General features: G+C 45.6%; 16 protein-coding genes. 11 read left to right on the top strand and 5 right to left on the bottom strand.

The window, feature by feature from the left end; translation table 11 throughout:
* The first annotated feature begins 168 nt into the window (after positions 1 to 168).
* The 4 genes from CYJ98_RS03905 (at position 169) to CYJ98_RS03920 (ending at position 7,995) form a co-directional block, all read left to right on the top strand.
* Positions 169 to 657: a hypothetical protein gene (locus CYJ98_RS03905; RefSeq protein WP_101755437.1), complete on the top strand. Its 489-nt coding sequence runs from the start codon at positions 169 to 171 to the stop codon at positions 655 to 657.
* 289 nt (positions 658 to 946) lie between these two features.
* Positions 947 to 3,562: a type I restriction-modification system subunit M gene (locus CYJ98_RS03910; RefSeq protein WP_101755438.1), complete on the top strand. Its 2,616-nt coding sequence runs from the start codon at positions 947 to 949 to the stop codon at positions 3,560 to 3,562.
* Positions 3,563 to 3,571: 9 nt separating this feature from the next.
* The gene (locus CYJ98_RS03915; RefSeq protein ID WP_101755439.1) at positions 3,572 to 4,789 is read left to right on the top strand and encodes a restriction endonuclease subunit S; all 1,218 of its coding nucleotides are present in this window, start codon (positions 3,572 to 3,574) and stop codon (positions 4,787 to 4,789) included.
* Between the two features lie 68 nt (positions 4,790 to 4,857).
* Positions 4,858 to 7,995, top strand: coding sequence for a type I restriction endonuclease subunit R (locus CYJ98_RS03920; RefSeq protein WP_101755440.1), 3,138 nt, complete (start codon positions 4,858 to 4,860; stop codon positions 7,993 to 7,995).
* A gap of 78 nt (positions 7,996 to 8,073) precedes the next feature.
* Here the strand turns inward: CYJ98_RS03920 and mobA are convergent, their stop codons facing one another.
* Positions 8,074 to 8,655 (bottom strand): molybdenum cofactor guanylyltransferase MobA, encoded by a 582-nt coding sequence (mobA, locus tag CYJ98_RS03925; protein WP_101755441.1) that lies wholly within the window; start codon positions 8,653 to 8,655, stop codon positions 8,074 to 8,076.
* A gap of 259 nt (positions 8,656 to 8,914) precedes the next feature.
* On the opposite strand from mobA, the gene CYJ98_RS03930 reads away from it, so the two are divergent.
* The 3 genes from CYJ98_RS03930 to trmB all read left to right on the top strand — a co-directional run bounded on the left by CYJ98_RS03930 (position 8,915) and on the right by trmB (position 12,182).
* Positions 8,915 to 10,675, top strand: coding sequence for a histidine kinase (locus CYJ98_RS03930; RefSeq protein ID WP_101755442.1), 1,761 nt, complete (start codon positions 8,915 to 8,917; stop codon positions 10,673 to 10,675).
* Complete coding sequence (locus CYJ98_RS03935; RefSeq protein WP_049333503.1) at positions 10,672 to 11,328, top strand: response regulator; 657 nt, start codon at positions 10,672 to 10,674, stop codon at positions 11,326 to 11,328. The genes CYJ98_RS03930 and CYJ98_RS03935 overlap by 4 nt, the downstream gene beginning before the upstream one ends.
* 137 nt (positions 11,329 to 11,465) lie before the next feature.
* Positions 11,466 to 12,182 carry a tRNA (guanosine(46)-N7)-methyltransferase TrmB gene (gene trmB, locus CYJ98_RS03940; RefSeq protein ID WP_101755443.1) on the top strand — a complete coding sequence of 239 codons (717 nt, stop codon included), beginning with the start codon at positions 11,466 to 11,468 and terminating at the stop codon, positions 12,180 to 12,182.
* A 59-nt stretch (positions 12,183 to 12,241) separates the two neighbouring features.
* On the opposite strand, the gene ilvA is transcribed toward trmB, so the two are convergent.
* A complete protein-coding gene (gene ilvA, locus CYJ98_RS03945) occupies positions 12,242 to 13,765 on the bottom strand; it encodes a threonine ammonia-lyase, biosynthetic (RefSeq protein WP_101755444.1) in 1,524 nt (507 codons plus the stop codon).
* Between the two features lie 204 nt (positions 13,766 to 13,969).
* On the opposite strand from ilvA, the gene CYJ98_RS03950 reads away from it, so the two are divergent.
* Positions 13,970 to 15,187, top strand: coding sequence for a D-alanyl-D-alanine carboxypeptidase family protein (locus CYJ98_RS03950; RefSeq protein ID WP_101755445.1), 1,218 nt, complete (start codon positions 13,970 to 13,972; stop codon positions 15,185 to 15,187).
* 106 nt (positions 15,188 to 15,293) lie between these two features.
* Here the strand turns inward: CYJ98_RS03950 and CYJ98_RS03955 are convergent, their stop codons facing one another.
* The 3 genes from CYJ98_RS03955 to CYJ98_RS03965 form a co-directional block, all read right to left on the bottom strand.
* The gene (locus CYJ98_RS03955) at positions 15,294 to 17,771 is read right to left on the bottom strand and encodes a calcium-binding protein (protein WP_101755446.1); all 2,478 of its coding nucleotides are present in this window, start codon (positions 17,769 to 17,771) and stop codon (positions 15,294 to 15,296) included.
* Positions 17,772 to 18,089: 318 nt separating this feature from the next.
* Positions 18,090 to 18,350 carry a hypothetical protein gene (locus tag CYJ98_RS03960; protein ID WP_101755447.1) on the bottom strand — a complete coding sequence of 87 codons (261 nt, stop codon included), beginning with the start codon at positions 18,348 to 18,350 and terminating at the stop codon, positions 18,090 to 18,092.
* 9 nt (positions 18,351 to 18,359) lie between these two features.
* The gene (locus CYJ98_RS03965) at positions 18,360 to 19,988 is read right to left on the bottom strand and encodes an ABC-F family ATPase (protein WP_101755448.1); all 1,629 of its coding nucleotides are present in this window, start codon (positions 19,986 to 19,988) and stop codon (positions 18,360 to 18,362) included.
* Positions 19,989 to 20,174: 186 nt separating this feature from the next.
* On the opposite strand from CYJ98_RS03965, the gene CYJ98_RS03970 reads away from it, so the two are divergent.
* The 3 genes from CYJ98_RS03970 (at position 20,175) to cysT (ending at position 21,832) form a co-directional block, all read left to right on the top strand.
* The gene (locus CYJ98_RS03970; RefSeq protein WP_101755449.1) at positions 20,175 to 20,369 is read left to right on the top strand and encodes a hypothetical protein; all 195 of its coding nucleotides are present in this window, start codon (positions 20,175 to 20,177) and stop codon (positions 20,367 to 20,369) included.
* 12 nt (positions 20,370 to 20,381) lie between these two features.
* On the top strand, positions 20,382 to 20,831 hold the full coding sequence (locus CYJ98_RS03975) for a DUF4124 domain-containing protein (protein ID WP_101755450.1): 450 nt from the start codon (positions 20,382 to 20,384) through the stop codon (positions 20,829 to 20,831).
* A 164-nt stretch (positions 20,832 to 20,995) separates the two neighbouring features.
* Complete coding sequence (gene cysT, locus CYJ98_RS03980; protein WP_101755451.1) at positions 20,996 to 21,832, top strand: sulfate ABC transporter permease subunit CysT; 837 nt, start codon at positions 20,996 to 20,998, stop codon at positions 21,830 to 21,832.
* The last annotated feature ends 64 nt before the right edge of the window (positions 21,833 to 21,896 follow it).

Here is a 21,896-nt window from a genome sequence, read left to right on the forward strand (position 1 = left end):
AAATCCCAAAAAGCAGCCTGCACTTTTCAGACGGCCTTTTTTCTTTTTCAAAGAGTAGAGAGATTTCAAAGAGTTTTTATAAATCGTCTTCAAAATTCAAACGCTTGTTCTATCCTAATCATTAGAAGAAAATGTTAGCATTAGGGATACAATAGGAAGGATTTACAAATGAAGAAAGATATTTTTTATTGTGAGCAGTGGTCTTATGGTTATAAGGAACTTCATAAGCCTTTTTCTGAGAAACAAGCTGAGGAAAAACATATTAAAGGGGAGTTATATACTGCCGTAATAGGTTCGGTGAAACAACCTGAATATGTAATTACTTTGCGAGAGGAAGTAGGTTTTTTTTCAGTAAATTTTTTCGATAAATTTGGAAGGGATTATTTAACCCATCAATTTCAAAAATATTCTAATTCGCAATATTATTTTCTTTCTATGGCTGTATGGAGAGATTATATAACTTTGGAATCTCATGACTTAGCAGAAGGATATACTTATTTCTTCAATGAAAATACGGATGACTGCTATATCTTGAAAGAAGATTTTATTAATAATGAGCGATATGAAAAAACAGAATTATATCCTCAAAAAGATAAGGTAATTCTATTTCCAAAGTTTGGCGAATATGATTTGGTGCTAAATCCGGACATTATTTAATTGAGTTTTAAGACCGTCTGATATATTCAAAGATGACAAGCTCAATCTCATCCTCGCCAATAGAGATAGCGGCTCTTATATGGATACAAGATGCCGTCTGAAAGTTGAGTTTCAGACGGCCTTTGTGTAATGTGAGCTTTCCTACCATTTTGCATTGCATCGATGAATCATACTTCCTCTACGATGTAAATTATGTAAACACTGTGTTGATGGTTTATCATAGCTAGCCTGCACCAAGTAATCATAAATACCGTAATATGTATAAAATCAAAAACCAATAAGAGAAAAAATGAATAAACAACAACTTGCAGCCAAAATTTGGCAATCTGCGAATAAAATGCGTTCCAAAATTGAAGCGAACGAATACAAAGACTACATCTTAGGCTTTATTTTCTACAAATTTTTGTCCGACAAACTGGAGAAATTTGCCCTTGAACAAGGCTTAGAAAAATCAAATTTTGCCGATGAGCTTACCGAAGCTAACGGGGAGCTTGTCAACCATATCAAAAGAAACCTCGGTTATTTCATCAGCTACGAACATCTATTCTCAACTTGGCTAGCCCAAGGCTCGGATTTCAATATTGCCAACGTCCGCACTGCAATGAGCGCTTTCAGCCGCAATATTGCAGAAAACTACATCTCAGTTTTTGACGGTATTTTCAAAACCTTAGAATCCGGTTTGAGCAAATTGGGAGATACCGCCGCCAGCCAAACCAATGCGGTGAAAGACCTTTTTGTACTGATTGCCGATATACCGATGGACGGCAAACAGGGCTATGACGTATTGGGCTTTATTTATGAATACCTGATTAGTATGTTTGCTGCCAACGCAGGCAAAAAAGCGGGCGAATTTTATACGCCGCACGAAGTATCTTTGCTGATGTCGGAGATCATTGCCGACCATCTCAAAGACCGTGAAGAAATCAGCATTTACGACCCGACCAGCGGCTCAGGTTCATTGCTGATCAACATCGGCCATAGCGTTGCCAAACATCTCAAAAGCGCCGACAGCATCAAATATTACGCACAAGAATTAAAAGAAAACACTTACAACCTCACGCGCATGAATCTGGTCATGCGCGGCATTTTGCCGAGCAATATTTTCACCCGCAACGCCGACACATTAGAAGACGACTGGCCGCTGGAAGGCGATCCGCTGTATCTGGATGCCGTAGTGTCCAATCCGCCCTATTCCCAGCCGTGGAATCCCAAAGACAAAGAAGGCGACATCCGCTACAAACGCTTTGGCGTCGCCCCGCAGGCAAAAGCCGATTTTGCCTTTCTATTGCACGACCTCTTCCACTTAAAGCCCGAAGGCATCATGACCATCGTTTTGCCGCATGGCGTGCTTTTTAGGGGTGGCGAAGAAGAGAAAATCCGCAAAAATCTGATTGAATACAATCATATCGATGCCATTATCGGGCTGCCTGCCAATATCTTTTTCGGCACGGGCATTCCCACCATCATCATCGTTTTACGCCAAGAGCGCGAACGTAACGACGTGTTGATGATTGACGCCTCCAAGCATTTCATCAAAGTGGGCAAAAACAACCATTTGCAGGCAAGCGACATCAAGCGCATTGTCGATTGCGTAACCCATCGCCAAGAATTGCCTAAATTCTCCCGCATTGTGCCGAAAGCCGAAATTGTAGCAAACGGCTACAACCTCAACATTCCGCGCTATGTCGATTCCGCCGAACCGACGGAGCAATGGGATATTTTCGCCACCATACACGGCGGCATTCCCAAAGCAGAGCTGGCACAATTCGCAGACTATTGGGCAGCCTTTGACGGTTTACAGACGGCCTTGTTTACCGATAACAGCACACCTTATGTGCAGCCGAAAACCGACAATCTCAAAGCCGCCATGCAAAGCCACGCCAGCGTGCTGAATTACCAAGCGCAATTTGCCCAAAACTTTGCCGATTTCCCCGCTCGCTTGGAAATCCTGCTGATTGAGCCGATGGAAACGCTCAATATCTCCCAAACCCAGCAGCAGCTTGCCGAACTCATCCGCCAAAAAGTGCAGGCAATGCCCCTATTGGATTTTTATACCGCCTATCAAAAACTCGATGACCTATGGCGCGTCGATGTGGCAGGCATTGCCGCCGATTTGGAGATGATTCAAACCGAGGGCAAACAGGCAATTAAGCAGGTTGATCCATTTATGGTGTTGAAAAAAGACAGCAAAACCAAAAAAGAAGCCGAAGTACAAGACGGCTGGGTGGGGCATATTCTGCCGTTTGAATTGGTGCAAGCCGTCAAACTGCCGCAGGAATTGGCAAACCTAAAAGCCAAAGAAAGCCGCTTGGCGGAAATCGCCGCCGAAATGCAAAGCATTTTGGAAAACCTGAGCGAAGAAGAAAAAGCCTGCCCTGCCGTCAATGAAGAAGGCGACGGCTTTATCAATGCCGAAATTCCAAAAGCCTTGCAACAAGAATTGGAAGCCGACGGCATAACAATTGCCAAAAAAGCCGACTTGACCAAAGCCATCGACAAACACATTTTTGCCGAAGAAAGCCTGGGCGCAAAATTACAGACGGCCTATAAACTGCTTGCCGAAGAAAAAACACTTAAGGCAGAACTCAAAACCCAATCCGCCGAGCTTCACAGCAAAACCAAAGCCACTATTGAAGCCTTAGATGATGCCGAGGCCCTCGATTTGCTCCGTCAAAAATGGTTTGTTCCGCTCAATGCGGCGATGTGCAGGCTGCCTGAAAACATGCTGGCGCAATTCAGCCAAAAACTGACCGCACTTTGCGACAAATATGCCGACACCTATCAGCACATCAGCGAGCGTAAACAAGAAAGCGCCGCCGCACTGGCGCAAATGATGGACGAACTCACCGGCAGCGAGTTTGATTTGCAGGGCATTGCCGCATGGCAGACGATTTTGAAATGCTAAGGGGACAAAATGAATAAGCAACAAGAGCCACGTTTGCGGTTTAAAGGGTTTACGGGGGCGTGGGAAGATAGAATATTGGGGAAGGTTTCTGATGTGCGAGATGGAACTCACGATTCTCCAATATATCAAAATCAAGGGATTCCATTAGTTACATCAAAAAATTTAACTGAAAACGGTCTGGATTTTTCTAATGTTTCATTAATATCCCAAGAAGATTATGAAGAAATTAACAAACGATCCAAAGTAGAGAGCGGCGATATTTTACTTGGGTTAATAGGAACTATTGGAAAGCCTGTATTGGTTAAAGCAGGTGGTTACGCAATTAAGAATGTAGGGTTGATCAAAGAGCTTTTAGAAGTAAAAAATGAATTTTTACTTCCTTTATTACAAAGTAATATTTTTGAAACCTATGTTTCACGAAAAAATACAGGTAATACACAAAAATTCTTGGCTTTAGATGGGTTACGGAGTTTTGAATTTTTAGCTCCATCACTCCCCGAACAAACCCACCTCGGTTTGTTTTTCCGTCGCTTAGACAACCAAATCGCCGAGAGCCGTGCGGTATTGGAAAAAAGCCGTCAGCTTAAAAAGGCAATGCTGGCAAAAATGTTCCCCACAAACGGTGAAAAAATACCGGAAATCCGCTTTAAAGGGTTTGATGGGGAGTGGGAATCTAGGAAGTTGGGTATAGAGGTTGAAATTATTGGCGGAGGTACGCCTGATACAACGAATTCAGCATATTGGAATGGTGATATTGACTGGTACTCTCCTACTGAAATTGGAGAAGCTGCCTATGCAAATGGGAGTGTAAAAAAAATTACACTACTTGGATTACAAAAAAGTTCAGCCCAAATCCTCCCTGCAAATAGAACGGTACTTTTTACATCGAGAGCAAGTATTGGCGACATGGCAATTCTTACTAGAGACGGAGCTACAAATCAAGGATTTCAATCTTTTGTTGTTGGGGAAAGATTAGATGTTTATTTTCTCTATACCATGGGATTTAAAATTAAAGACTATGCTTTAAAAAATGCGTCTGGCTCAACATTTTTAGAAATATCTAAAAATACATTATCGCAAATGGAATTTTTTGCTCCATCTCTAAAAGAACAAACCGCCATCGGCAACTTCTTCCGCCAACTGGACGAAACCATTGCATTACAGTCGGCAGAGGTCGAAAAATTAAACCAACTCAAAAAAGGGCTATTGGCAGCGATGTTGGTATAGGGCGGGCGTTCCTGACCATGATTGAGGCCGTCTGAAAAATTGTAGTAGCGCCCTTACGGAGAAAAAGAATGTTTAATAAAGAAGCTGATTTTGAAAACGCACTGATTGCCTTGCTGTCCACTAAAAGCTGGGAAAAGGAAGTGTTGCGCTATCCCACCGAAGAAAAGTTAATTGCCAACTGGCAGGAGCATTTGAATAAAACCAACCAACATATCGACAAGCTCGATGTGCCGTTGCTTCGCACGGAAATGAACCAGATTTTGGATCAGGTACAGGCATTGAAAACGCCTTATGCTTTAAACGGCTTTATCAACGGCAAAACGGTGGCAATCAAGCGTGAAAATGAGAAAAGCCGTCATTTCGGCAAGGAAGTGTCGCTGGATATTTTTGACCGTGAGGAAATTTCTGCCGGCAAAAGCCGCTATCAAATTGCCCAGCAGCCCCAATTTACTCCTCGTTCGGATTTATACTCCAAGCAGCGCGGCGATTTGATGTTGTTAATCAATGGTATGCCGATGTTCCATATTGAGCTGAAACGCTCAGGCGTGCCGATTAGCCAAGCGACCAATCAAATCGAGCGATACCATAAGGCGGGCGCATTTTCGGGCATTTTTAGCCTGGTGCAGGTGTTTGTGGCGATGACGCCGGAAGAATGCCGCTATTTTGCCAATACCGGCGGTCCATTAAATCCTGCGTTTTATTTCCGTTGGGCGGATTTCAATAATGTGTATATGAACGATTGGGATAAGGTGGCGACGCATTTCCTCTCGATTCCGATGGCGCACCAGTTTATCGGCGATTACACCATTGCCGATGCGAAAGACGAGCAGCTGAAAGTGTTGCGCAGCTATCAGTATTATGCAGTCAACAAAATTGCCGACACGGTGGCAAAAACAGATTGGACTTCGGGCAATCAGCGCGGCGGCTATATTTGGCATACCACAGGCTCGGGCAAAACGATGTCGAGTTTTAAATCGGCGCAGTTAATCAGCCGTCGCAAAGATGCGGATAAGGTGATTTTCTTGCTCGACCGTATTGAGCTGGGCAAGCAATCTCTGGAGGAATATCAGAATTTTGCTGATAGTAAAGATGATGTGCAGGCAACGGAAAACACCGCCATTTTGCTCGCCAAGCTGAAAAGCAAACAAGACCGCGACCGCTTAATCGTTACCTCCATTCAAAAAATGAGTAATATCAAGGCGGAAGAAGGGGTAAATGAGGCTGATATCGAGCAAATCAGTGGTAAACGTTTGGTGTTTATCGTTGATGAAGCCCACCGTACTACTTTTGGCGATATGTTGCTCACCATTAAGCACACCTTCCCCAATGCGATTTTCTTCGGCTTTACCGGCACGCCGATTGAAGAAGAAAACGCTAAGAGAAATTCAACCACTGCCACGGTTTTCGGCAATGAATTGCACCGCTATTCGATTGCAGACGGCATTCGCGATGAAAATGTGCTGGGCTTTCACCCCTTCCATATCCGTACCTTTAAAGACAGCGATTTACGCAGAACTGTCGCTTTGCAAGAAGCCAAAGCAACAGATGAAAGCGAAGTATTTGCCGATGATCAAAAGAAAAAAATCTACAATCAATTTATGAATGATGTGCCGATGGCGGGAGAATATACTTCAGACGGCAAATATCAAAAAGGCATTGAAGATTATATACCCAATGTGCAATATCAAACGCCGGAACATGTGAATGCAGTGATCGACGACATGCTGGATAATTGGCGACGCCTCAGCCAAGGCAAAAAATATCATGCCATTTTTGCCACCAGCTCTATTCCCGAAGCGGTCAATTATTATCGCTTAATTAAAGCCAAAATTGCTGAGAAAATCAGAATTGCTGAGGAAGCCAAAAATTCTGAGGAAGCCAAAGATCCTGAGGAAGCTAAAAATCCCTGGCCGAAACTGACCGCCCTTTTCGATCCGAATATTCTTAACGATGGGCAAGGCAACGATAAGGAAATATGGATTGCCGAAATTTTGAAAGATTACAACGCCCAGTTCCACACAAATTTCGGCTACGCCACTTATTCCCGATTTAAAACGGATTTGTCGGATAGGTTGTCGCATATCAATGCGTATAAGAGAATCAAGCCCGACGAGCAGCTGGATTTGTTGATTGTGGTCGATCAGATGCTGACAGGCTTTGACAGCAAATGGCTCAATACGCTCTATCTAGACAAAATTTTGGATTACGCCAACTTGATTCAGGCGTTTTCCCGTACTAACCGCGTATGCGACAAAACCGATAAGCCTTTTGGTTTAATCCGCTATTACCGCAAGCCGCATACGATGCAACGCAATATTGAGCGAGCCGTAAAACTTTATTCGGGCGACCGCCCAATGGGGCTGTTTGTCGATAATTTAGATAAGGTTATCGACAAAATGAATGTCTGCTTTGCCGATATTGCCGATATTTTCAAATGGGCAGGATTAGAAGATTTTTCAAAAAATCCTGATGACACAACCTCATGCGCAAAGTTTGTCAAACTATTCAATCAGCTCAATGAGCACTTACAAGCTGCTCGGCTCTTGGGCTTTTCTTGGGAAAAATTAAGCTATGACGTGGTACAGGAAGATGACAGCGTGATCACTGCCACACTCAATTTTGATCAAGAGACTTACGATAAACTGCTGGCTCGTTATAAAGATTTGTTTAAAGAAAGTTCAGGCAATGGTGGCGGTAGCGATGATGTGCCGTTTGATTTGCGTTCGCACATCAACGAAATCGAAACCGATAAAATTGATCAAAATTATATGAATGCCCGTTTTGAAAAATGGCTTAAAACCATCGGCGGCATAGAAGAAGCTGCTGCACTTGAGGAGCTACACCACTCTTTTGCTACGCTTTCTAAAGAAGATCAAAAATTTGCTGAGTTGTTTTTGCACGATGTGCAATCCGGCGATATCAAGCTTGATCCAAATTTAGCATTAAGTGATTACATCACCACGTACAAACAAAAAGATGCCAATGATAAGGTGCTAAAAGTAATTAAAGGTTTAGGGCTGGATGGAGATTTGCTACGTGCACTGTTGGCAAGAAAATATACCAGCGAAAATTTGGACTTAGGCAGACTAAATGACCTAAAAGCTACAGTCGATAGGGAAAAAGCCAAAGTTTATTTTAACGAAGAACGTATATTTTATTTAAATATACGGATTGATGAATTTCTAAGGGAACTAATTACAAGATAGTTATTACCTATTGAAAGATTTTTAAGCATCATCAAATGACGTATTCCTATCTGAATATTAGTCCCCTTACCTACCCAACTACAAAGGCTGAGCCAAATCATTTTCCGTGTTGTAGCTGATAAAATCCTGCTCATGAGGGAAATGGACAACCCTCGCGCGCTGTTGCTGCAGCCAACCTCGGATGCTGCGCATTCCTGAATAAAGGTATGGCACGGTGCTTTGTAGGATTTGCGGTCGGATAAACATCACGCTGTAATGCGGCCTGGCAGAGGTCTCTACATAAAACGCATTGCACAATGGCGTGCGCCGCGCGATGGTTTCAAATTGGGACACCAAATTTTCCGGCAACCGCGGCATATCGCAAGATACGATGAGCAGCCAATCGGCAGTAGCAATTTGTAAATCGTTGGCGGCAGTACACAAGGCGGCTAAAGGGCCGTAATGTTGCCATTGGCGCGCATCGGAGAAAACGTGCGCGCTGCGTTGGGCGTAGGATTCGAGATTGCGGTTGGCACTGATGGCGATATGACTGACTTGCGGGCGGATTTTTTCGATAACATGATCTATCAAGGCTTTGTTGTGCCACTGCACCAACCCTTTATCGACACCTCCCATCCGGCTTCCCTGCCCGCCGGCCAATATCAGTGCAAAAATTTTCATTTTGGTAGTCCTTTGCAAAGCAGAGTGTGTAAGTGTTATTCGAGATGTTGTATTTATGGAATAAGTTTTAAGGCTTCAGGCCGTCTGAAACCTGATTTTGTGATTTAATTCACTTAAGATGAATTTTATCATAACATGATTTTACATTAAACCCCTGTTTTTTCTTATCATAACCATACAATTATTTTAGACAGGTTGTTTATAGGCCGAAAGAATGATATTTTTATAAGATTATCGGATTAGTCTTCCTGCGTGCTTTATGCGTTTATTCTCCGGATCTTCAGACGGCCTGAGCCTGTCCTCGCGTTTAAAACTACTGACTGTGTTATGGGTCGGCTCGGCTTTTTTATCGATTGCCTTTACCCTGCTGCTTTCTTGGCGTTTAGAAAGCGCGGCTAAAACGATTGAAGATGCGGGCAGCTTGAAAATGCAGGTGTATCGTTTGGCTTATATGGCAAGCGTCCGTACGCCCAATGCGCAAATTGACAACCAAATCAAAGAATTTGAACGTACGCTGGCCAATGTAACGCAAAGCGATGCCATTCATCCGCTGATTCCGTCACAAATGCCGCTGGCTTACGATTTGATCCAATCGATGCTGTTGATTGATTGGGAATCCAACATCAAGCCTTCTTTGCAACATTACGAACGGCCGACCCAAATCGGCCTATACCGTTTTGCCGGCAATATCGAGCTGTTTTTACAAGCGATGGAAAACGCCAACGAGCAAAATACTTTGTGGCTGCGCCGTTTTCAAATGGCGATGATGCTGATGATTTTAGTGGCCGCCGGCTTGATGATTGTTTGGCATTATTCGTGGATCATCCGGCCGCTGGAAAAATTGCGCGACGGGGTAGAAACCATCAGCGAAGGTCGTTTCGGGGTACAAATCGATACAGACCAAATTCGTGAATTCGCCCAAGTCAGCAAGGGCTTCAACCAAATGAGCCGCCGTCTGAAAACGCTTTATACGGATTTAGAAGGACAGGTTGCCCAACAAACCCAAGACTTGGCGCGGCAAAACCGTGATTTGACCCTGCTCTACCAAACCACGCGCAATCTGCACCAAACCTTTACGCCGCAACAGGCCGCAGAAGAATTTTTGGCTCAGATTCTGCCGGCGTTTTCCGCTTTGGGCGGTACGGTATATCTTTCCGATGAAGAACGCAAACGCTCTGACTTGGCGGCAAGTGTCGGTGAAACCGAAGAGGGAAATCATGTAGAATTCCCAATCGTTTATCAAGACGAACAGCTCGGTGTATTGGCCCTGTATTTTTCAGACGGCCATATGCTCAATGAGCAAGACGAAAAATTGTTGCAGACTTTAAGCGGGCAGCTGGGCATTTCTATCGCCAACAACCGCATGGAACAAGAACGCCGCCTGCTTGCCGTCTTGCAGGAACGCAACTTGATTGCACAAGGTTTGCATGACAGCATTGCACAAGCCCTGACCTTTTTGAATTTGCAGGTGCAAATGTTGGAAAGCGCGTTTGCTTCAAACCAACGCGAGCAGGCTGAAGAAAACATCAGCTTCATTAAAGACGGCGTGCAGGAATGCTATGAAGACGTCCGCGAGCTTCTGATGAATTTCCGCACCAAAATCAGTAATAAAGATTTCCCTGAAGCGGTAGAATCGCTGCTGGCGCGTTTTGAACGACAAACCGGTATTCCAGTTGATTTAAAATGGCAGGACGACGGACAGGCTTTGAATTATGATGAGCATTTGCAAATCATCTTCATCTTGCAGGAAAGCCTGTCCAATATCCGGAAGCACGCGCGTGCGCAACATGTCAGCGTCGAAATTGCCAACCACGGCGATTTTGTCATGACGATTCGGGACGACGGCGCAGGCTTTAATAAAGAACACCTATCAAACCGGCCTTCAGGCGAACATGTCGGCTTGGGCATTATGCAGGAACGGGCCCAACGGATTAACGCAGAATTGGCCATTACATCACAGATTGGGCAAGGTACGGCGGTTATGCTGACTTTGCCGCAACAAATGAGAACAGCATCATGACGATTAAAATTACCCTTATTGACGACCACACCCTATTTCGCAGTGGCATCAAAGCCCTGCTCTCCCGCCAGCCTGATTTTGAAGTCATCGGCGAAGCTTCAGACGGCCTGGCCGGCGTAAAAATGGTTGAGCAGCTCAAGCCTGATGTGGTCTTGCTGGACTTGGATATGCCGGTCATGAACGGCCGCGAAGCACTGGCTCAAATTTTGAGCATCAATCCGCAACTAACCGTCATCATGCTGACTGTTTCCGAAGACAGCGATGATTTGACCGAATGTATGCGTATGGGTGCAAAAGGCTTTTTGCTGAAAAACATCAATGCCGACTTCCTGTTGGAAAGCATCCGCAAAGCCGTCGATGGCGACAATGTATTCTCTCCAGAAATGACCAGCCGCTTGGTGCAATCGCTGATTTCTCCATCTCCTTCCCGCTCCGACCATCTGCTGGAGCAACTGACCCCGCGTGAGATGGAAATCTTGGGCTATCTTGCCGCCGGACACAGCAACAAAATCATTGCCCGCCATTTGAATCTGGCAGAGTCAACCGTCAAAGTGCATGTGCAAAACCTGTTGCGCAAGTTGAACCTAAGCAGCCGCGTCCAAGCAGCGGTTTATGCGGTGCAACACAAAGTACCGCAACCGGTATTGTCTTAATCAGGCCGTCTGAAACCTTCTTTTTAAAAGGTTTCAGGAAAAGCGTTTATTCGCTATAATCACGCCGATTTATATGCAGGGTTGTCTGATTCTTTCAGACGGCCTTTTTATTTGATTTCTCACTGATTTAAAACAACATGTCCGAAAACATTCCAGAAAATACACCCGAAAATACCGTTCCTGAAGAACACAAACGCAGCATCCGCAGTTTCGTCTTGCGCCAAGGCCATATGACCGCTGCCCAACAGCGCGCCATCGATACGATGTGGCCGCAATTTGGTGTGGACTTCCAAGAAGCCCCTTTGGATTTGAACCGCACTTTTGGACGGGACAACCCTAAAGTTTTGGAAATCGGTTTCGGTATGGGTGTTGCAACGGTGGAAATCGCCAAACGTCTGCCCAATACCGACTTTTTAGCGATTGATGTTCACGGCCCGGGCGTGGGCAATATCTTGAAACTGATTGAGGAGGAACACATTTCCAACATCCGCGTAATGCGTCATGATGCGGTGGAAGTAGTGGAAAAGATGCTGGAAGACGGTTCTTTAGACGGCATTCATATTTTCTTCCCCGACCCTTGGCACAAAAAACGTCACAACAAACGCCGCTTGGTACAAGTGCCGTTTGTTGAAAAGCTGCTGCCCAAACTCAAAAGCGGCGGCTATGTCCATATGGCGACCGACTGGGAAGAATACACCGTGCAAATGCTGGAAGTTTTGAGCAGTTTCGATGCTTTGCAAAACACGGCTGCCGATTACGCCCCTACGCCCGATTATCGTCCTGAAACCAAATTTGAAGCCCGAGGCAAACGATTGGGTCATGGCGTTTGGGACTTGGTGTTCCGTAAGAAATAAAGCCGAACATAAAACACAAGGCCGTCTGAAAAATTTCAGACGGCCTTTTATCTTACTGATTAAGCCAAGAAAAGTTTATAAGCCGGATTATCGGTTTCTTCTTTATAAACATAACCCAAGCTCTCCAAGAAGTCGGCAAAGGCTTCATTGTCGCTTTCAGGTACATCGATACCGACCAAAATACGGCCGTAGTCCGCACCATGATTGCGATAATGGAACAAAGTAATATTCCATTCGGCGCGCATATGGTTCAAGAAACGGGACAACGCACCCGGGCGTTCAGGAAATTCAAAGCTGACCAAACGTTCGTTGGCTACTTTTTCCGTACGGCCACCGACCATGTAACGGATATGGATTTTGGCGATTTCATCATTGGTCAAATCGACATTGGGCAGGCCTGCTTCAGTCAGTTGTTCACTGATGACGGCCAAGTCTTGCGCACCGGCGGTTTGCAAGCCGACAAAAATATGCGCATTTTTATCGCTGCCGTAGCGATAGTTGAACTCAGTAATGTTCCGGCTTCCCAACAAATTGATAAACTTCAGGAAGCTGCCCTTTTCTTCGGGAATGGTAACGGCAAAAATACCTTCGTTGCCTTCGCCCAGCTCACTGCGTTCTGAAACATGGCGCAGGCGGTGGAAGTTCATATTGGCGCCGCTGGTAACGGCAACCAGGTTTTGACCTTGGATATTGTTTTTCGCAACGTAAGCCTTCAGGCCGGCTAGGGCCAATGCGCCCGCAGGCTCGGTAATGCTGCGCGTATCGTCAAAAATATCTTTAATCGCGCCGCACAACATATCCGTATTGACCGTAATAATTTCGTCCAACAGCTCTTTACACAGGCGGAAGGTTTCCTCGCCCACCACTTTAACTGCCGTGCCGTCTGAAAACAGACCGACATCTTTCAAATGTACGATTTCCCCAGCCTCGATCGATTGCTTCATACAGCAAGAATCATCGGTTTGCACGCCAATCACTTTAATTTCAGGGCAAACTTGTTTGATAAACGCCGCTACACCTGCTGCCAAACCGCCGCCGCCAATCGGGACAAAAATCGCATTGATATTACGGTGTTGACGGAGGATTTCCATGCCGATGGTTCCCTGACCGGCAATCACATCAGGATCATCAAACGGCGCGATATAAGTCAGTTTTTCCTTTTCTGCCAACTCCATCGCATAATCATAGGCATCGTTGTAAGACACGCCTTTCAATACCACTTCGCCGCCTCGGCTCTTTACCGCGTCAATTTTGATTTTAGGCGTTGTTTCCGGCATTACAATGACGGCGCGGCAACCCAAATACTGCGCCGATAAAGCCACACCCTGCGCATGGTTGCCCGCGCTTGCTGCAATCACGCCGCAATCCAAGGCTTCTTTCGGCAGCTTCGCCATTTTGTTGTATGCACCACGGATTTTGAATGAAAACACAGGCTGCAAATCTTCGCGCTTGAGCAAAACCTGATTGTTCAGACGGCCTGACAGACTGCGTGCCAAATCCAAAGGCGTTTCTACGGCCACATCATAAACGGAAGCGGTCAAAATACGGGTTAGATAATCAGAAAGAGGAAGGGAATGGTTCATGGTATTTTAGTGTTCGGAAATAAATTACAATTCGGTCAAATCGACCGGAGGAAAAAGTTAAAACCATACCCCTGAGGCCGTCTGAAGGCAAGAAAAATCTTAGCAAAGCCTAAATGAGACGGTATAATGTCCGCTTAATATCTATTTAATATGCCAAACTGTTTGCTTCATAACAGTATCCACTCATATTCAAATCCACAAATAATGATGAAAAAAACGCTACTTAGCTTAATTTTTGCTGCCCTCCTGAATACTCCTGCCCTCGCTGCCGACCCAGCTGCATCCGCACCTGCCGTACAAAGCGAGGCTCAAACGCAGCCGCTGCTGCACAGCATCAACAGCCCGACAACGCCTCCGGAAATTGCGGCGACTGCCTATATCGTTACCGACCTGCACAGCAAGCAAACCTTGGCATCCAACAATGCCGACACGCCTATCGAGCCAGCCGCGTTGACGCAAATGATGACCGCCTACCTTGCCTTTAAAGCACTGGAAAACGGTACGCTTGAGGCAGGCCAAATGCTGACCGTTTCCAATACCGCATGGAAGGTCGAAGGTTCGCGTATGTTCCTCGACCCCAAAGTACCTGTCAGCGTCAGCTCCTTGATTAAGGGTACAACCATCCAATCGGCCAACGATGCCGCCATTACCCTTGCCGAAGCCATCGGCAACGGCTCTATCGACGAATTCGTCAAACAAATGAATGAAGAAGCCAAACGCTTGGGCATGAAGCACACCCACTTCAACAACCCGACCGGCATTTCTTCTAACGGCCATGTTTCAACCGTTGGCGACTTGGCCATTTTGGCAGCCGCACTGATCAACGACTATCCGAAATACTATCCTTTGTTTGCAAACAAATCTTTCAAATACAATAATATCGAGCAGCCCAACCGAAACCTTCTCCTCTATCGCGACAGCAGTATCGACGGTTTGAAAACCGGCTATTCTGAAGGCGCAGGCTATCACCTTGCCGCTTCCAGCAAACGCAACAACCGCCGTATTGTTTCCATCCTTGCCGGTGCAGAATCTACCGAAGCGCGCGCCAGTGAAAGCAGCAAACTGCTCAACTGGGCGTTGCAGGCATTTGATACGCCCAAACTTTATAACGGCGGAGAAGTAATTTCCCAAGTCAAAGTTTACAAAGGCAGCACCAAAGCCGTAGACATCGGTTTCTTGGACGATGTTTACATTACCATCCCCCACGATACCGGCAAAAACGTCAAACCAATCTTAGAAACACTTCAGCCTGTCCTCGCCCCGATTGAAAAAGGCCAAGTATTGGGCAAGCTGAAAGTCATGAAAGACGGCAAAATCATTGCCGAAAAAGACGTCGTCGCCCTGACCGGCGTGGAAGAAGGCAGCTGGTTGCGCCGTATGTGGGACGCGATTGTGTTGTGGTTTAAAGGTTTATTCAGTTAATCCTTCCTAAACAACCAACAATAAACAAGATAAGCCACAAAAAGGCCGTCTGAAACCTATTTTCTAGTTTTCAGACGGCCTTTATTCAGCCTAAAAGACAGCTAATTTAGATGATTCCAGCGTTAGCGGTAGATGCTGTGTCATCGTGAACATCAACCGTATCGACAGACGAGTAGCTCATGCGCTCAGTATGCGTATTGACGGCTGACAAATTATTGATATTGCCGTTGCCTGACAACCTGCCCATCAACTCTTGCAAGCTCAATGTACCTTTATCGAAACGGAAAGTATCAATCACGGCATCGTTAGTGTTACCGGAAACGAATTGGTCATTGATGGTTATGCTGTCCCCTTCTGATCCCTTGATGGTAATTTTCCAATCGATATTGCCTCGAACATCAGTAATGGCATCAATATGCAGGTCATTAACAGAAATATTTTGGCCAAATTGCAGTGCATTATGTTCGCCCACATTATCGACAATCGTATCCTTACCTTCTCCAAGGCTGAAAACATAAGTATCGGCACCCTTGCCGCCTACCAAGTAATCGGTTCCTTGTCCGCCGAACAAAACGTCGTTACCATCGCCGCCATTCAAACGGTCATTGCCACTTTCGCCCCATAAAGTATCGTTGCCATTGCCTCCATGTATAGAATCATTACCCATACCGCCATTGAGACGATCGTCTCCATCATAGCCAAAAATAATGTCATTACCTGAATCACCGTTAATCGTATCATTGCCCAAACCGCCTCTGATACGGTCATTGCCATCGCCGCCGCTGACAAGAGCATGGCTGCTGTCTGTAATTGTGATGATATTATCAGCACCTAAATGAAGTGAGGCTTGGGTAAGACTGTGATCATCTACTTCCGCTACATTTTTTGCAGAATTATTTTCTGCTACCGAAAGGCTGTGATTATTTTCGATGGTCAATGTAGTCTCGTTTACAGACTCTGGAATATTACCTTCTTTAGGATTACGGGTTTTGGTAATTTCTTGATCGGAAAGATTATTCACAATAGTGTTATTTTCAATTTTGATATTGTTGAGTTCTCCCAAAATATCTTTTTTGGGAGTAGCATAATCCCTGCCTTCTTCCAAATCGATAGAACCTTTAACACGACCATATGTGTCCGCATTAGTCCCATTGTTTACCAGTAAGTTATCGTGAACGGAAATACCCGTATCATTGAAATCAAAATTATGGCTGTTTTTGAATACAGTGTTTAAGCGTACGCCACCCCAATTGGCATTATCTTTAATAAGGTTATTGGCTACTTCATGACCTTTGCCGCCAAAGATACCAATACCTGCCGCACGCCAGCCTAATTCAACGGTATTGTTTAAAAAGTGGTTATTTTCAGCAACATGGGCATTGGTATTCTCATGATGACTTGACCATGTTGCTAAGCCATCATCACCATTGCCGCGGATATTGGAATTGATAACGGTGGAATTGCTGGTACCTTGGGCAAAGTTAACGCCGTCTGCAAAGTTATTACGAATAGTGGCATTGGAGATAGTCAAACCATCAGTGTAATTTAAAGGTTTGTTTTGAGAATAATCTCCAATCCATACGCCAGCTTCAAAATGTTCGATTTTGATATCGTGAATAGAAGAGCCAGTACCTAAAGTACCGGATATGCCTTTGTAATTGGCTTTCTCATCATATCTTGAGTTTAGATTTGAATCCATGGAGAGATTACCCAAATCTATATTGTTACTACCAGATACGAAATCAATACCTCCACCACCTTTGACATAATTACCGTTTTTATCATATTCAGCAGCTTCTGTATTCAAAAAATGTAACTTGGTGTGCCATTGCCCTGCACCGGTAATCTTAATACCATCAGGAACATAAAGAGAAATCGGTCGTGAAAAATCAAATTGGCCTTCGGGGATATAAACAGTTTTATATTCTGTATTTTTTGCGGCTTCTACTGCCTTCATAAATGCCTGGTAATCATCCGAGCCGTCATTGGCAATTGCGCCGAAATCAGTAATGCTGACACTATTTTCAGGCTGTCTAATGGCATCCGGTGCTTTTTCCAAATCAACCAAGTCAATGCCTACGGGTGTGCTGTCGAGATTAGTGATGGTAACTGTATCTCCTTTATTGATATGGGCATCTTTAAATAATTGACTGACTTCGTCAAATTGGAAGCGGGCAAGCCTATCTGCCGCGGGTGTATCATGAACTTTAATATCGCCATCCGGATGATATTTGTAGTTATCCAAATATTGCCAGTTGGATTTGGAAGATAAATCCAAAGTACCGATCACTGTATTATTGACTTTGACTTCTACTTTACCGCTTTCACCGTCAGGAACGGTATAACGGATGGTTACAGCATTGGCATCTGCTTGTGCAATAAATGACACAGATGCATTAGTTGGCAAATCAACATATGCCTGACCGCTTGCTTCACGGGCAGTTGCGCGTTCTGCTTCTTTAGAAGAAGAGTGGTTCTCAAAAATACCGTTCTTCAACTTACCTTGTTCTGCCTCGTAAGTCGTGTAGGCAAGTTTTGCACCATATTGGGAAGCGTTTGGTACTACAGTTTTAAGGTCTACCATTTGATATATTCCTTCAAAAATATTGTATTTTTAAATTAATCTCCGATATAAGCTCCTATTAGTCATAAAATTAGCATAAAAGTTCAGTAATCTATTATTAAGTTTGATAAAGAAAAAAATGCCGTCTGAAAACATAAAGATTTTCAGACAGCATTTCAATACCTTAATAGCTTATCAATATGAGCTTAAACTAAGCCCTTTTTCTCCAGATAGCTTTCTCAATCGCCCGTTTTATGTCCACCTTTGTCATCTAATCTGATAAATTATGTGGGTATCTACTACGCGTTAACTTACATTTAGGCTACCTGAAACCTTGACTTACTGCGACTTATTCTTCTGCCATGCTTGGTATGAACGAATGGCTAAAATCAGGCAGGCAATCCAAATTATGCCTAAAAAGCCCCAAACACCGGTTGCGCCAAACTCATTAAATAACCAAGCCACTGCTCGGCCTTTGCGAGAAGCATGTTCAGTGTCGACAACATTTACAGCGTCTCCAAGCGTAATGTACCAGCCCAGTATAGGCAACACGATTAGCGCAAGCAGGTTTTGTAGTAGTTTTTTAAGATGTGCATTCATATTGTTTCCTTACAAAACTCCTTTTTTCTCCAGATAGCTTTCGTAATCACCCAAGTAGTGTTCATATCCGCCTTTGCCATCCAATTCAATGATTTGGGTAGCCAGCGAAGATACAAACTGACGGTCATGTGATACGAAAATCAGCGTGCCGTTGTATTTTTCCAGCGCCATGTTCAAGGATTCAATGCTTTCCATGTCCATGTGATTGGTCGGTTCGTCCATAACCAAGACATTGGGTTTCAACAGCAACAGTTTTCCGTAAAGCATACGACCTTTTTCGCCACCGGAAAGAACCTTCACTTTTTTCACGACATCGTTGCTGCCGAAGAGCAAGCGGCCCAAAGTGCCGCGGATGACTTGTTCGTCATCGCCTTCCTGACCCCATTGGCGCATCCATTCGCTCAGGTCCATATCGACGTCGAAGTCGTTTTCATGGTCTTGCGGATAGTAGCCGACACTGGCTTTTTCCGCCCATTTGATGGTGCCTTCGTCCGGCAGCAGGCCGTCTGAATATTCGGGGTTGTATGCGCCGGCCAAGAGTTTCAGCAAGGTAGATTTACCCGCGCCGTTCGGGCCGATGATGGCGAGGCGCTGGCCTGCTTCAAGGATGAAGTTCAGGTTTTTAAACAACTGGGTTTCAAAGCGTTTGGCCAGTTTTTCAACTTCCACAGCCTGACGGTGCAACTTGGCTTTTTCGTCGGCTTCAAAACGGATATATGGGTTTTGACGAGTAGAAGGTTTGACTTCGACCATCTCCGATTTGATTTTGTCTGCCTGTTTCAGACGGCTGGTTGCCTGACGGGCTTTGGATTTGTTGGCGGAGAAGCGGGCGACAAACTCTTGCAGCTCTTGCAGTTTCTCTTTGGCTTTGGCGTTGTCTTTCAGGGCGCGCTCACGCGATTGGGCAGAAGCGAGCATGTAGTCGTCGTAGTTGCCCGGATAGATGGTGATGGTGTTGTAGTCCAAATCCGCCATGTGTGTGCAGACTTCGTTCAAGAAGTGACGGTCGTGCGAGATGATGATCATGGTGGAGTCGTATTGGTTCAACACGCCTTCCAGCCAGCGGATGGTGTTGATGTCCAAGTTGTTGGTCGGCTCGTCAAGCAACAACACATCAGGTTTGGAGAACAGGGCTTGCGCCAGCAATACGCGCAGCTTGAAGCCCGGGGCGACTTCCGCCATGGTCGCATTGTGCAAATCTTCGGAAATGCCTACGCCGCTCAACAGTTCGGCGGCGCGCGCTTCGGCGGTATAGCCGTCGTATTCTGCGAACTTGGCTTCCAGTTCGGCGGCTTTCATGTAATCGTCTTCGGTGGCTTCGAGGTTGGCGTAAATCGCGTCGCGTTCGGTCATCGCCGCCCACATTTCGGTGTGCCCCATCATCACCACGTCCAGCACGCGCATGTCTTCGTAGGCAAATTGGTCTTGACGCAATTTACCCAAGCGTACGCCGTTTTCAATCGCGACTTCGCCCGCAGTCTGTTCCAAATCGCCGCCGAGGATTTTCATGAAGGTGGATTTGCCCGAACCGTTCGCGCCGATCAAGCCGTAGCGGTTGCCTTCGCCGAACTTGACGGATACGTTTTCAAACAGCGGCTTCGCGCCGAACTGCATGGTGATGCCGTTGGTAGAAATCATTATTCGTAAAACCTTTATAAATAGAATGTTATAATCGGACGCGATTGTAGCATATTTTTGCAAAGACCTCAGGATTGAGGCTATGGCAAATGCCCCCAATACCTGACGCAAGATAAAAATAGGCAACGCTTCGCGCAAAAATGCGTTGTAGGCAGCCTTTCAGGCCGTCTGAAACGGAGAAACGATATGGAAACGCACAAAATCTATTACGCCGTGATTATTTTGGTATGCGCCGCTTCCATGCTGCTCAGCCCGTTTTTCTATATCCGCCGCACGCGTTCTGGCACTGAATTACGGCGCGCGCCCAGACAGTGGAAACCCATCCTCTTCACCAACATCATCATGATTGCGGCTTTGTTTGTTTGGTGGAAATGGTTTTAAGGAAAAATAAAAATGAACAAAATCTGGATCAGCACATTACTGCTCACTTTGACAACTGCGGTTTCCGCCGCGCCTATTTTTGAATGTACCGATTCTGCCGGTCGCAAAGTCTATACCCAAGCCGGCGGCAAAAACTGCAAAGCCAGCAATATCGGCAAACCATCCGTATATACTTCTGCGCCTGTTTCAACACCGACAACGCCGACTTCCCCCAGCAAAACCGAGCAAGTGGAAGAAGCTGTCGCCCCTGTCAATCCGGCTGATGTCGGCGCAGCCAAGCGTGCTTTAGATACCGCCAAGAAAAATTTGGAAGAAGGCAAAAAAGTGCGTTATGGCAATGAACGCAACTATGCTCGCTATCTCGAACGGATCAACGGTTTGGAAAAAGCTGTCCGCTCAGCTCAGGAAAACTACGACGCAGCGCAACGCCAACCTGCCTCTCAAGATCCTGTTGCCTATTGATACTTACTACCACACCAGCAAGGCCGTCTGAAATATGATTGTTCAGACGGCCTTTTCATGTCTTCAATATAACAAAATCGTCTTTATACCAAACAAAGCATTCTTTCCAGTTTCCAGACGGCCTTGTTAAAGTAAGCGCGTATTAAATTTTGACGGTTGCCATTATGTTGTTACTCAAAACGCCTTCTGTATTGCCGGGTTTCAAACTCAGCCTGGGTTTGACGGTTTTATGCCTGTCGCTTTTGGTGGTTTTGCCGTTTGCCATGATGGCGGCCAAAGCGGCGGAAATCGGCTGGAGCGGATTTTGGAACACGATTACCGAACCCAATGTCTTGGCGGCTGTCTGGCTGAGCTTGCGAATGTCATTTTATGCGATGTTGACCAATATCGTATTCGGTACATTGGTTGCCTGGGTATTGGTGCGCTATGAATTTCCGAGCAAAGGATTAGTAAACGCTTTGGTCGATTTGCCGTTTGCGCTGCCGACGGCGGTAACAGGCATTGCGTTGGCAACCTTGTACGCGCCCAATGGCTGGATAGGTCGTTTTTTCGAGCCTTTGGGCATCAAAATCGCCTTTACGCCTACCGGCATCTGGATTGCGCTGATTGTCGTCAGCCTGCCCTTTATCGTCCGCGCTGTGCAGCCGGTATTGGAAGAATTGTCGGGCGAGTATGAAGAAGCGGCGGCAACTTTGGGCGCAAGCCGTTGGACTACGTTCCGCCGCGTCCTTTTGCCTGAAATCACGCCGGCCCTGTTGACCGGTGCAGGCATGATGTTTGCCCGCTCTACCGGCGAATACGGCTCGGTCATCTTTATCGCGGGCAATATTCCGATGGTGTCTGAAATCCTACCCTTGATTATTACCGGCAAGCTGGAGCAATACGATGCTCAGGGCGCATCTGCCGTCGCTCTGTTTATGCTGATGATTTCGTTTGTCATTTTGCTGATTTTAAACATTATGCAATGGACTTTAAGCCGCCGCGCCGGAGCGAGGGTTTAACAAACAACAGGCCGTCTGAAACATCAAGCAAACATTTTTCAGACGGCCCAAACAGATACAAGAA

The organism is Neisseria perflava (assembly GCF_002863305.2).
GTDB classification, from domain to species: Bacteria; Pseudomonadota; Gammaproteobacteria; order Burkholderiales; family Neisseriaceae; genus Neisseria; species Neisseria perflava_A.